This window comes from Mycolicibacterium tusciae (genome assembly GCF_002086795.1).
Classification (GTDB): Bacteria; Actinomycetota; Actinomycetes; order Mycobacteriales; family Mycobacteriaceae; genus Mycobacterium; species Mycobacterium tusciae.
Genome location: NZ_MVIM01000001.1, coordinates 105,276 through 117,901 on the forward strand (window position 1 = coordinate 105,276; position 12,626 = coordinate 117,901).

Consider the following 12,626-nt stretch of genomic DNA (forward strand, 5'->3'; position numbering starts at 1 on the left):
CGCGACCGGCGTTACATGAAGAATGCATGGAGATTGGGTGGAGATCTGTCCGGCAGCTGATTCATTCGGCCAGAAACTCGTCGATCTCGGCCCGGAACACCTGCCACGCCGGCTCGGTTGCGGTCAGCAGGTGGTTGTTACTCGACAGCGCGACGAGGCGGGAATCCGGAATCAGCGACGCCAGTTCCTCACCGAAGCGCAACGGAACCCGGTGATCGTCACGCGAGTGCATGATCAGCGTCGGACACGAGACCTCGCGCGCCAGGTCGCGGACATCGATGCGCCCGAACTCCTCGAGGAACCGCACCGCGTTCTCGGGCGACGTGGTGCGCCGCTGCAGTTGGTCGAAGGCGGCCCAATCGGCGCGGGTGCCGTCGGGAATGAACTGCGCGGCGAAGACCTGCCGGAACGCCGGATCATCACGACCCCAACCGACTCGGGCGAGTTCGAGATCGAGCGCCGCGGCCCGTTTTTCGTCCTCGCCGGACGCGCGAACTGCACGGCCTTGCGCGTAAGCGCTGCACAGCACCAGGCGGCTGACTTTTTCGGGATGACGGGCCGCGTAGGCCACCGCAACTGCGCCGCCCTGCGAGACGCCGAGAAGCGGAAAGCGCGTCAGGCCAAGCGCCTCCACGACCGACTCCAAGTCGGTGACCCAGTCATCGAATGTGAAATCTGTTGCTTCCCAATCGGATAACCCGCACCCACGTTCGTCGTAGCGAATGAATTGGCGGTTGTTCGACAGATCGCGCACCCAGTGCTTCCACACCGGGCTTTCGATGTCGTACCCGAGGTGGGTCATCCAGTTCGCTGCCCGCACAAGCGGCGGGCCCTCCCCCGCCACCGCGTAGGCCAGCCGTACTCCGTCGGCGGCCTTGCAGAACGCGATGTGCTGTCGTGGCGGCGGTGGTTCATCGGGTACCGCGATCTCCTGCGGCGCGGGTGCCGGCGGTTCGTCGGTGGTGAGCGTGCCGACGAACTGATAGCCGCGGCCGCGCACGGTCCGGATGAAACGCTGCGACTCACCATCGTCACCCAGTGCGCGGCGGGCGGCCTTGATGCGGCTCGTCAACGCGGCTTCGGTGACGAAGCGACCGCCCCACACCGAATCGAACAGTTCCTCTTTCGACACGAATCGGTGCGCGTTGCTCACCAACTGGGTCAACACATCGAACACCTGGGGTTCGACGCGGATCGACTCTCCGCCTGATCGCAGTTCATAGCGTTGGGTGTCCAGCACAAACTGTCCGAACCTCCACACGCCGGTCGAGGTGGGCAGAGGGGATGAAGACTCAGGTGTTGACAAGGTCACGGCGGGTCCCATCGGGAGGTTTGCAGGTCATCGTAACGACGAGCAGCCCGTCGAGAAGGTTCGAAACTAACGCCAGCCGTCGGCCGCCTTGGCCGCACGCATCAGCGCGTCGCACAGTTGCCGCAACTCGGTGCCGTCCGCACCCTCTTCAACGGCGGTCGATACGTCCTCGGCGGCACATCTGACCTGGTAGACGCGGTCGGCGAGCTCCGCGGCCTCGTCGGCGGTCAGCACCACCGCATCGGGTGCAAGTGAGGTGCCCCTGACGACGGATCGCTGTTCGTAGGCCCGCTGACGACACGACTGCCTGCAGTACTGCCTGCGTCGGCCCAGCCCGGCATCTGCGACTTCACGCCCGCACCAGCGACAGGGTTGAGACCGTCGGCGGTTCGACAACACGGTGACCACGGACCCGACTGTAAACCGGCGGATACGGGAATCCCGGTATCATCAAAGGCCGAGTCGGGAACTGCGTGTCGTGCCGCTGCGTTGTTTCTCCGGACAACTTGCATTGATTGAGGAGTGTGGACCATGGCTGATCGCGTCTTGAGAGGCAGTCGCCTCGGGGCCGTGAGCTACGAGACCGACCGCAACCACGACCTAGCGCCGCGTCAGGTTGCTCGTTACCGCACCGACAACGGCGAGGAGTTCGACGTCCCGTTCGCCGACGACGCCGAGATCCCCCACGCCTGGCTGTGCCGCAACGGCATGGAGGGCACCCTGATCGAGGGCGACGCGCCCGAGCCGAAGAAGACTAAGCCGCCGCGTACCCACTGGGACATGCTCCTGGAGCGCCGCTCGGTCGATGAACTCGAGGAACTGCTCAAGGAGCGCCTCGACATCATCAAGGCTCGCCGCCGGGGCTAGCTGGCGGCTAGCGCGTCACGCCACGGCCGCGGGCGCGATCGAGACGCCCGCGGAAACCCCATTCCGCGACCTTGAACAGCGCCTCGCGGATGTTGGAACCGCTCATCTTCGACTGGCCGAACTCACGCTCGGTGAACGTGATCGGCACCTCGACGACGACGAACCCGTTGTTGATGGTGCGCCAGGTCAGGTCGATCTGGAAGCAATAGCCCTTCGAGTCGACCGTTGACAGGTCGATTTTCTCCAGCACCTCGCGCCGGTATGCGCGGTACCCGGCGGTGATGTCGTGGATGTCGACACCCAGCAGGATGCGCGAGTAGCCGTTGGCGGTCCTGGACAGAACCAGTCGCTTTCGCGGCCAGTTGCGGACTTCCCCACCCTTGACGTACCGCGAGCCGATCACCAGGTCGGCACCGTTGTCGATACGGTCGAGCAGCCGGTGCAGTTGTTCGGGCGGATGGCTGCCGTCGGCATCCATCTCGACCAGTACGCCGTAACCGCGCCCGAGGCCCCACTCGAAGCCGGCGAGATACGCCGCTCCGAGGCCACCCTTGCCGGCGCGGTTCATCACATGCACTCGGTCTGGATCGGCGAGCGCAAACTCGTTGGCCAGCTCGCCGGTGCCATCTGGGCTGCCGTCATCGACGACCAGGATGTGCACGTCGGGACACGCGTCCTGGACGCGTCCGACGATCAACGGAAGGTTTTCCCGCTCGTTGTACGTGGGGATGATGACCAGCGTGCGCTGACTTGGGCGATCCCCGGGGCCCGGGCCCGTCGTCATTTAGCTCCTCTACCTTTCGTCGACGTTCCTAGCCGACGGACGAAACTCCCATTGTGCAGCATTGCGGCGATCAGAGCTCCAACGCCGATTGCGGCCAGCACTCCCTCGACCAGCGGACCCCACCGTGTCGCCGCCGTGAGCTGGGTCTTCAGCCGGACCTGGGCGTCGAGGTAGGCGGGCTCGAAGAACTCGGTGCGGGCAAGCTCACGTCCATCGGGCGCGATGACCGCGCTGATACCGGTCGTTCCGGCGACAACGACGTAGCGGTCGTGTTCGACGGCGCGCAACCGCGCGAAGGCGAGTTGTTGTCGGCTCATCGCCTCATCGAAGGTGGCGTTGTTGGTGGGGACGGCCAGGATCTGCGCCCCATTTCGCACCGACTCGCGGGTGGCGCGGTCAAAGATCACCTCCCAGCACGTGGCGACCCCGATGGGTACGCCCGCGGCGTGCACCACACCGTTGCCGCTGCCGGGGATGAAATAGCCGGCCCGGTCGGCGTATGGCGACAACAGGCGGAAGAAGCTGCGCCACGGCAGGTATTCGCCGAACGGCTGGACGATCTGTTTGTCGTGACGTTCGTCCGGACCGGTTTCGGGGTTCCACACGATGACCGAATTGTTCGAGACCGGGTTGTCCCTGGTGTAGCCCGGCGCCGCCACCACACTTCCGACCAGGATCGGTGCGTCGATGGCGTCCGCCGCCGCCGAGATCTCCGCGTTCGCGTCTGGATTGGCCAGCGGGTCGATATCTGAGGAGTTTTCCGGCCAGATGACGAACATCGGCTGCTGTGCCCGGCCCGCGCGCACATCGTCGGCCAGCCGTTCCGTTTCTCGGACGTGGTTGTCCAGGACCGCGCGCCGCTGGGCGTTGAATTCCAGGCCGAGTCTGGGCACGTTCCCCTGAACCGCGGCTACCGTGACCGGCTGTTCGTCGTCCGCACTCATGCCCGAGTGCCGGACTTGCGGCCCGGTGAGCGCGGTCAGCAACAGGACGACGGTGACGCATGCCCCGGGGATCACCACCGCAGGCGGCCTTGCGGTCCTGGCACTGCCTGACCGCCACCACTTCACGATCTCCAGAGTGATTGCGGCCAAGCTGAATCCGATCAGCACGACGGCGAAGGACAACAACGGTGCGCCGCCCACCTGTACCAGTGATACCAGCGGCCCTTCGGTCTGGCTGTAGGCCACGACGCCCCAAGGGAATCCGCCGAAGGGCACGGTCGACTTGAGCCACTCCTGCGCGGCCCACAGCCCCGCGAACCACAGTGGCCAGCCCGGCAGCCGCCGGACAGTGACCGCCAGCGCGCCGAACAGGGCGGGAAAAAGTGCCTCGAGCATGCACAGCGCCAGCCACGGAACCGGACCGACGAACCCGCTGATCCACGGCAGCAACGGTAGGTAGAAGGTCAACCCGAAAAGGAATCCGTAGCCGAATCCGCCTGCGACAGTGGTTGTTTCGCGGGTCAGCACCCATGACAGCAACGCGAACGCCACGAAAGCCAGGTACCACCAGCCGAACGGCGGGAAGCTCAGGCACAGCGCCAGACCGGCCACGATCGCGACGCCCAGCTGGGGCAGGCGGTCGATCACAGCGTGACCGAACCGCTTTGCGCGCGAACGACGCTCGGCCGGTTCGTCGGCCACGTCGTCGGCGTCGTCGTCGAGGGTGGCGGGACGCACGTCGTCAGCCATGGATGACGACACCTCGGTGCACGGTTTGGCGACAGCGCGGCATTGCGTCGTCGAGTCGAGGTAGCGCGGGTACGCGTGAGCGTGCATCGGTCGACCAGCGCTGCACCGCAGCAGACCCGGACTGGCTGGGCGCGCTGACCTCGAGCTCGTCGGCGTCCCAGACGGCGTAGCTTGCCGGGGCGCCGGGCACCAGGGTGCCGGTCGCGCCGTCCCGCACGCCGGCGGCGCGCCATGCGCCACGGGTGGCCGCGGCAAACGCAGCACGCGCGGACAGTGCGCTACCCGGAGTCTGATGCTGTGTCGCCGCACGTATCGTCGCCCACGGATTCATGCTGGTGACGGGGCTGTCGGAGCCGAAAGCGAGTGGCACGCCTTGGGATGCTAGCAGCGCAAACGGATTCAACGATCTTGACCGCTCGGCCCCGAGGCGCTGGGCGTACATGCCGTGTCCGCCACCCCACAGCGCGTCGAAATTGGGCTGCATGCTGGCGAGCACTCCCCACACTCCGAGCCGGTGCGCCTGATCCTCGGTCACCATCTCCAGGTGTTCGAGGCGGTGTCCGCACGCGGCGACCGCGGGTGCGCCGAATCGGTCTACGACGCGCTCGAACGCATCGACCACGGCGCCGACGGCCGCGTCGCCGATCACGTGGAACCCCGCGGTGATCCGCGCTTCCGTACAGGCACCCAGATGTGCCGCGATCGCGTCGGTATCGAGATACGCGTTGCCGCACCAGTCTGGCGCGTCGCGGTAGGGGCGGTGCAGCCACGCGGTGCGTGAGCCGAGCGCACCGTCGACGAACAGGTCGCCGGCCAGTCCCCGGGTACCGGTGCGTGCGATCAGATCCCGCGCTTCGGCGGCGCTGCTCACCGCCTCACCCCAGTAGCCGACGACCTCGACACCGTGCTCGATGCCACGCACCTCGTTCCAGTCGTCGAGGCCACCGATTTCCGGGCCCGCGCATTCGTGTACCGCGACGATGCCGAGTGCGGCGGCGGCATCCAGGGCGGCCAGCTGCGCGTGCCGTCGCTGCTCGGTGGTCAGCCCGTCGCGTGCGGCCGCGCGGACCAAATGGTGTGCGTCGGCGGTGAGCGGCTGTTCGGTGGAAAAACCGTGCGCGCCCTCCAGGCCGGGTGCGAGTCGTCGCAGTGCGGTCGAGGCGGCGGCGGAGTGGACGTCGACCCGGGCCAGGTATGCGGGCCTGTCGCCGACCGCTTCATCGATATCGGCGGTGCTCGGCGGGGTCCGCTCGGGCCAGCCGGATTCATCCCAGCCATGCCCCCATACCGCACCTTTCGGGTGGGCACGGGCGTAGTCACCGAGCAGTTGCAGGCAGTGCCGCAGCGAGGTCGCGCGCCGCAGGTCCAGCCCGATCAGGGTCAGTCCGCTCGCGGTGAGGTGGACGTGGCTGTCGACGAACGCCGGCGCGACGAAGGCGCCATCCAGGTCGACGATCTGCGCGTCGGGATACTGCGCGCGGCCCACGTCGTCACTGCCCAGCCACGCCACGACCCCGTCGCGCACCGCCAGTGCGGACGCGTCGGGCATCGCCGGGCTGTGCACCCGGCCGTTCAGGAGGAGGGTCGTCACTTAGTCGGGTTTGCGCTCCACGGCAGCAGGCTCGATTGGGGGCACTCTCCTCGCAAGCTGGGGGCCCACCCGCTCGCGGGGGACGGTGACATCGATGACCTCGCCGTCAATGTAGTCACCGCGCGGCGCCCGGTAACCGGCAGCACTCGCGACGGTGATCAGCGGCATGCGACGCGCGGCCATGGCCGACACCATCGGACGCGCGGCCGCCCGTGTCGGCGGCAGCAGGAGGAGGGCGCCGATGACGGAGCTGGCCAAACCCGGGATGACGACGAGCACGGTGCCCAGCGCGACCAGCACGCTGTCGGCCGCCGCCCCGTGCATCGAGGCCGGGTCGATGCCGGAGCGCAGCCGTCGAAAATGCCGTTTGACCTGGGATCCGGCCAGCGCTATGCCGATTATGAAGGTGCCGAGCAGCAGCAACATCGTCCAGCCGAAGCCGATCGTCGACACCAGCGCGACGATCACCGCCAGCTCGATGACCCAATACAGAACAAGCAGCCGCATCGCCATGCAATGGACAACGTACGGCACGCCGCCCCGGTTCCAGGCCTAGGCGGGCTTCACCTCGATGGCGCTGTGCACCTTGTCGATGCCCCCGCGGACGATCGCCTGCGGTATCCACCACCATGCGTGCCACCAGTACTTCTTGGTGACCATGTCGAAGACGCGTCGATTCTCGGATTTGGGCAGGTTCCGCGCCACTGCCTCGACCGGCTCGCCCTTTGGCTTGTTGCCGATTGCGTAGGCCCGCTGAATGGTGACCCGCGGCGTGTTGTTGATGCGCTTGGTCTTCCACGAGCCGTCGTCGGTCGATATGAGCAGTTTGCCGTCTTTGTAGACGCCCCATACGGTCGTCGGCTTCGGCCGGCCGTCCTTGGTGTAGGTGGTCAGCAGCATGTACTTCGACCGTGCGATGTCTTCAAACGTGTCTGCCATGGGGTCCGTTCTTTCGATGCCCAAACGATGCACAAGCATACCCAGGCGTGGTGCCGCTGAAACGGTGCGCCGGCTACGGCGCTTTCAGTTCGATGGTCACGTTGTTCTTCATGCCACCGCGCAGCTTCGAGAAGACGTTGAACGTCTTGCCCAACAGACCGTAGCGCTTTCCGATCAAGTCGTATGTGGTGGCGTTGGCCGATTTGTCCAGGATCCTCGCCACGGCCTCGACCGCTTCACCCTTCGGGTTGCCACTGCGGTCGCACTCCGCGATCGTCACGCGCGGGGTGTTCCGAATGCGTTTGACCTTCCACGACTTCTCCTGCGTGATGACGAGGAGACGATCGCCGTCCGGGGGCGCCCAGACCGCGGTGGGCTTGGGTCGACCGTCCTTGGTGAATGTGGTCAGCAGGATGTATTCCGATTTCGCAATGTCGGCGAAGGTCGTTGGCATGGGTCCAAAGGTAGCCGTCAGCCTTCGAGGTCGCCTTCGGTCTCCAGCAGCACCTGCCGCAGCCCGTCGAGCGTCGCCTGATCGGGCTGCGCCCACATGCCGCGGCCCGCCGCCTCCAGCAGCCGTTCGGCCATGCCGTGCAGGGCCCACGGATTCGACTCCGCCATGAACTTGCGGTTGTCGTCGTCGAGGACGTACTCGGCCGACAGCCGCTCGTACATCCAGTCGGCCATCACGCCGGCGGTCGCGTCGTAGCCGAACAGGTAGTCGACGGTCGCAGCCATCTCGAAGGCGCCCTTGTACCCGTGTCGCCGCATCGCGTTGATCCACCGGGGGTTGACGACGCGGGCGCGGAACACGCGGGCGGTCTCCTCCGAAAGGGTCCGGGTGCGGACTGCGTCGGGCCGGGTGTTGTCGCCGATGTAGGCGGCGGGCGCCTTTCCGGTCAACGCGCGCACCGTCGCGACCATGCCACCGTGGTACTGGAAGTAGTCGTCGGAGTCGGCGATGTCGTGCTCGCGGGTGTCGGTGTTCTTGGCTGCGACCGCGATGCGACGGTAGTTCTGGTTCATGTCGTCGGCCGCGGGCCTGCCGTCCAAACCGCGGCCGTACGCGAAACCGCCCCAGGCGGTGTAAACCTGTGCGAGGTCGGCGTCGTCGCGCCAGTTGCGGCTGTCGATCAGTTGCAGCAGCCCGGCGCCGTAGGTACCCGGCTTGGAGCCGAATATTCTTGTGGTGGAACGCCTCTGGTCGCCATGCTCGGCCAGATCCGCCTGTGCGTGGGCGCGGATGTAGTTGTCCTCGGCGGCCTCATCGAGACCCGCGACGAGTTGTACCGCGTCGTCGAGCATCGTGACGACATGCGGGAAGGCGTCGCGGAAGAAACCCGAGATGCGGACGGTCACGTCGATGCGCGGTCGGCCGAGTTCTGCCAGCTCGATCGGTTCCAGGTTCACCACGCGCCGCGACGCGTCGTCCCATACCGGCCGGACCCCCAGCAGCGCCAGCACTTCGGCGATGTCGTCGCCCGCGGTGCGCATGGCCGACGTTCCCCACACCGACAACCCGACCGAGCGCGGCCAGTCGCCGTGGTCCTCCCGGTAGCGCGTCAGCAGCGAATCCGCCATGGCCACACCGGTTTCCCACGCCAGCCGCGACGGCACCGCCTTCGGGTCGACCGAGTAGAAGTTGCGGCCGGTGGGCAGCACGTTGACCAGGCCGCGCAGTGGTGAACCCGAAGGACCGGCCGGGGTGAAGCGGCCATCGAGCGCGCGCAGGATCTGCGGGATCTCGGCTTCGGTGCCCGCCAGCCGCGGCACCACCTCGGTGGCCGCGAAGCGCAGGATCGCCGCGACGTCGGCGTCGTCGGTGATGGCGTTGACGGCGCCGGGATCCCATCCCGAGTCTGCAAGTGCCACAACGAGTCCGCGGGCCTGCGCCTCGGCGCTGTCGACCGCGGCGCGTTCGTCGTGTCCGTCCTCGGCCAGGCCGAGGGCCTGTCGAAGTCCGGGCACGCTCTGTTCGCCGCCGAACAGCTGGCGCGCGCGCAGGATCGCGAGCACCAGGTCGATTTCAGCCTCACCCGTGGGCTTTTCACCCAGGATGTGCAGTCCGTCGCGGATTTGGACGTCCTTGATCTCGCACAGCCAGCCGTCGACATGCAGCAGCATGTCGTCGAACGAGTCCTCGTCGGGCCGGTCCTCGAGCCCGAGGTCGTGATCCATCTTGGCGGCCCGCATGAGCGTCCATATCTGCTGCCGGATGGCAGGCAGCTTGCCGGGGTCGAGCGCCGCGATGTTGGCGTGCTCGTCGAGCAGCTGTTCCAGGCGCGCGATGTCGCCGTAGGTTTCGGCCCTGGCCATCGGCGGAATCAGGTGATCCACGAGCGTGGCGTGGGCGCGGCGTTTGGCCTGTGTGCCCTCCCCTGGATCGTTGACCAGGAAGGGGTAGATCAGCGGCAGATCGCCGAGCGCGGCGTCGGTGCCGCAGGAGGACGACATGCCCAGCGTCTTACCCGGCAGCCATTCGAGGTTGCCGTGCTTGCCGAGGTGCACGACGGCGTCCGCGCCGAACATGACGTCGAGCCAACGGTAGGCGGCTAGATAGTGGTGGCTGGGCGGTAGATCGGGATCGTGGTAGATCGCGACCGGGTTCTCTCCGAAACCCCGTGGCGGCTGGACCATCAGCACCACGTTGCCCGCCCGCATTGCGGCGATCACGATCTCGCCATCGGGATCGTGACTGCGGTCGACGAACAACTCGCCGGGCGGCGGGCCCCAGTGTTCGACCATCGCGTCGGTGAGTTCGGCGGGCAGCGTGGCAAACCACTCCCGATACTCCTTGGCGGGCAAGCGGATCGGATTGCCGGCGAGCTGACCGTCGGTCAGCCAGTCGGCGTCCTGACCGCCGCGATCGATCAACGCGTGGATCAAGGCGTCCCCATCGCCCGCATCCAAGCCGGGGATGTCGTCGATCCGGTAACCGTGATCGCGCATCGCGCGCAGTAACGCGATCGCGCTGGCTGGCGTGTCGAGGCCGACGGCGTTGCCGATGCGCGCGTGTTTGGTCGGATACGCCGAGAACACCAGCGCCACCTTTTTCTGGGGGGCTGCGATTGCGCGCAGCCGCGCGTGGCGCACCGCAAGACCCGCGACCCGGGCACATCGTTCCGGGTCGGCCGCATAGGAGATGAGGCCCTCGTCGTCAATCTCCTTGAACGAGAACGGGACCGTGATGATGCGGCCGTCGAACTCCGGCACGGCGACCTGGGTCGCCACGTCGAGTGGCGACATACCGTCGTCGTTGTCCTGCCATTGCGACCGCGAACTGGTCAGACACAGCCCCTGCAGGATCGGGATGTCGAGCGCGGCCAGATGCGCGACATTCCAGGTGTCGTCGTTACCGCCGGCCGAGACGTTGGCAGGGGTGGACCCGCCGGCGGCCAGCACCGTGGTCACCAAACAGTCGGCGGTGCCGAGCAACTCCAGCAGCTCGGTGTCGGCGGTGCGCAATGACGCGCAGAACACGGGCAGTGCCCGTCCGCCGGCGTCGCCGATCGCCCGGCACAGCGCCTCGACATAGCCGGTGTTTCCGGCGAGATGCTGGGCGCGGTAGTACAGCACCGCGACGGTCGGCCCGTCGGCACCTTCGGACGGATACTCGAGGACGCCCCAGTTGGGTGTGGTGACCGGCGGTGCGAATCCGAAGCCGGTCATCATCAGCGTGTCGCAGAGAAACGCGTGCAGTTGCCGCAGGTTGTCGACACCGCCGTTGGCCAGGTAGACGTGGGACTGCAGCGCAACACCGGCCGGCGTCGTGGAATGGCCCATCAGCTCGGCGTCCGGGGACTGCTCACCGCTGACCACGATCGTCGGCACACCGCTTGCCTCCAGCGTGTCGATGCCGTCTTGCCAGGCGCGGTAGCCGCCCAGAATGCGGACCACGACGATGTCGGCGCCACCGACGAGTTCGTCGAGTTCGCCGTCGACCAGCCGCGACGGATTGGCCCACCGATAGCCGGCGCCGCAGGCGCGGGCCGTGATGAGGTCGGTGTCAGACGTCGACAACAGCAAGACTGTCGGGGATTGAGCCGGCTGAGTCACCCGTCATTACTACCCCACCCGGTCGAGCAGGCGCCGACTACCGTGGGTGGGGTGAGCGCGATGTTCGCGGCGGGCACACCTCATCCGTCGCTGCGCGGCGTCGTGTTGCGCTACGAGGGCTTCGCGGAACGCGGGGGCAGTCCCGTCACGTTCCGCGAACTGCCGTGCACGTTCGTGCCGATCATCATCGACCTCGACGAGGGCTGGACCGTCGCCCACCGGGAGCATGCACATACCGCGCCGCTTCGGCTCGGTTCGTTCGTCGCGGGCATCACCGACGGACCGGTGCTGGTGGGCCACGGCGGGTCTGCGCGCTGTTTGCAGATCGACCTGACGCCGCTGGGCGCCCGCCGGCTGGTCGGGATGCCGATGAGCGAGTTGGCCAACCGGACCGTGCCTATCGACGATGTCTTCGGCCGGTTCGGGCGAGAACTCGTGCAGCGCGTCGGCGACGCCCCGGACTGGTCGGCACGATTCGCATTGATCGATGCGGGCATCCGGGCCCGCCTGGCCGACACCGAACCCGTCGATGCGGGAGTGGCGTGGTCGCTGCGCCGCATCACGGCGAGCTACGGTGGCGCCACAATTTCAGACCTGGCCGCGGAGTTGGGCTGGAGTCACCGGCGATTGATCGCCCGCTACCGCGACTCTGTCGGGCTGCCGCCGAAGCTCGTCGCGAGGATCGTGCGATTCGAGCGGCTCGGGGCCCTCGTGGCCTCCGAGCCGGCGGTCGATTGGGCCGGTGTCGCACTCGAGTGCGGGTACTTCGATCAGGCCCACCTGGCCCGCGAGGTTCGGGAATTAGCCGATATCACGCCCACCGAGCTGCGGGCGCTCAGCGTAAATTCCGTCCAAGACGAGGCGACGGCGTCGGCCTAGCGTCGACGTCATGACTGAAACCCTGACCACCAACGGCGCCGTGCCGATTGTCCCCTTCAGCGACCCGCGCGCCGGGATCGCTTGGCTCGAGCGGACGTTCGGCGCCATCGCGACCCTCGTGGTTCCCCCCGAACCCGACGAGCCGCTCAAGCATGCGGAGCTGAAGGTCGGCAACGGCCTGGTGATGATCGACGACGCGGACCGCACCGACAGCCCGTTCGCGCTGCCGGGCCCCGTCGTGCTCTACGTCGTGGTGGATGACCCCGACGCGCTGCATGACCGGGCGGTTGCCGGGGACGCCGAGATCGTCATGGGGCTGACCGACCAGGACTACGGCTCACGAGAATTCGCCGCACGCGACCCACACGGCAACGTGTGGTGCTTCGGGACCTACCGGCCCGGGCAGGCTTAGCGCCGGTTCCAGCGGTCGTAGGTGCTCTGTGAGTACGGCAGCAGCCCGAGAGCGCCGACGAGTGCGACCATCAGAGCGCCGAAAACGATGAA

12 protein-coding genes are annotated in these 12,626 nt (G+C 67.2%); 3 read left to right on the forward strand and 9 right to left on the reverse strand.

What is annotated here, in order from left to right; genetic code table 11:
- Nucleotides 1-61 precede the first annotated feature (61 nt).
- Together BST47_RS00470 and BST47_RS00475 are read right to left on the reverse strand one after the other, a co-directional pair.
- Nucleotides 62-1,324 carry an alpha/beta hydrolase gene (locus BST47_RS00470; RefSeq protein ID WP_083123243.1) on the reverse strand — a complete coding sequence of 421 codons (1,263 nt, stop codon included), beginning with the start codon at nt 1,322-1,324 and terminating at the stop codon, nt 62-64.
- A gap of 54 nt (nt 1,325-1,378) precedes the next feature.
- Nucleotides 1,379-1,708 carry a hypothetical protein gene (locus BST47_RS00475; RefSeq protein ID WP_083123705.1) on the reverse strand — a complete coding sequence of 110 codons (330 nt, stop codon included), beginning with the start codon at nt 1,706-1,708 and terminating at the stop codon, nt 1,379-1,381.
- A gap of 135 nt (nt 1,709-1,843) precedes the next feature.
- Here BST47_RS00475 and BST47_RS00480 point away from each other — a divergent pair, with 135 nt between their 5' ends.
- Nucleotides 1,844-2,179 (forward strand): RNA polymerase-binding protein RbpA, encoded by a 336-nt coding sequence (locus tag BST47_RS00480; protein WP_014213284.1) that lies wholly within the window; start codon nt 1,844-1,846, stop codon nt 2,177-2,179.
- Nucleotides 2,180-2,186: 7 nt separating this feature from the next.
- On the opposite strand, the gene BST47_RS00485 is transcribed toward BST47_RS00480, so the two are convergent.
- From BST47_RS00485 to cobN, 7 genes are all read right to left on the reverse strand, one after another.
- Entirely contained in the window at nt 2,187-2,963 is a 777-nt protein-coding gene (locus tag BST47_RS00485; RefSeq protein WP_083123244.1) for a polyprenol monophosphomannose synthase, read from the reverse strand.
- On the reverse strand, nt 2,960-4,657 hold the full coding sequence (gene lnt / locus BST47_RS00490) for an apolipoprotein N-acyltransferase (protein ID WP_107528807.1): 1,698 nt from the start codon (nt 4,655-4,657) through the stop codon (nt 2,960-2,962). The genes BST47_RS00485 and lnt overlap by 4 nt, the downstream gene beginning before the upstream one ends.
- Nucleotides 4,650-6,248, reverse strand: coding sequence for an amidohydrolase (locus BST47_RS00495; RefSeq protein ID WP_083123245.1), 1,599 nt, complete (start codon nt 6,246-6,248; stop codon nt 4,650-4,652). The genes lnt and BST47_RS00495 overlap by 8 nt, the downstream gene beginning before the upstream one ends.
- Entirely contained in the window at nt 6,249-6,761 is a 513-nt protein-coding gene (locus BST47_RS00500; protein WP_083123246.1) for an FxsA family protein, read from the reverse strand.
- A 39-nt stretch (nt 6,762-6,800) separates the two neighbouring features.
- Nucleotides 6,801-7,187, reverse strand: a complete 387-nt coding sequence (locus tag BST47_RS00505; protein ID WP_083123247.1) for a PPOX class F420-dependent oxidoreductase — start codon at nt 7,185-7,187, stop codon at nt 6,801-6,803.
- A 73-nt stretch (nt 7,188-7,260) separates the two neighbouring features.
- Nucleotides 7,261-7,641: a PPOX class F420-dependent oxidoreductase gene (locus BST47_RS00510; RefSeq protein WP_083123248.1), complete on the reverse strand. Its 381-nt coding sequence runs from the start codon at nt 7,639-7,641 to the stop codon at nt 7,261-7,263.
- Nucleotides 7,642-7,658: 17 nt separating this feature from the next.
- Entirely contained in the window at nt 7,659-11,243 is a 3,585-nt protein-coding gene (gene cobN, locus BST47_RS00515) for a cobaltochelatase subunit CobN (RefSeq protein ID WP_083123249.1), read from the reverse strand.
- A gap of 60 nt (nt 11,244-11,303) precedes the next feature.
- On the opposite strand from cobN, the gene BST47_RS00520 reads away from it, so the two are divergent.
- Together BST47_RS00520 and BST47_RS00525 are read left to right on the forward strand one after the other, a co-directional pair.
- Nucleotides 11,304-12,122, forward strand: a complete 819-nt coding sequence (locus tag BST47_RS00520; RefSeq protein WP_083123250.1) for a helix-turn-helix domain-containing protein — start codon at nt 11,304-11,306, stop codon at nt 12,120-12,122.
- A 10-nt stretch (nt 12,123-12,132) separates the two neighbouring features.
- A complete protein-coding gene (locus BST47_RS00525; RefSeq protein WP_083123251.1) occupies nt 12,133-12,534 on the forward strand; it encodes a VOC family protein in 402 nt (133 codons plus the stop codon).
- Nucleotides 12,535-12,626: the final 92 nt, after the last annotated feature.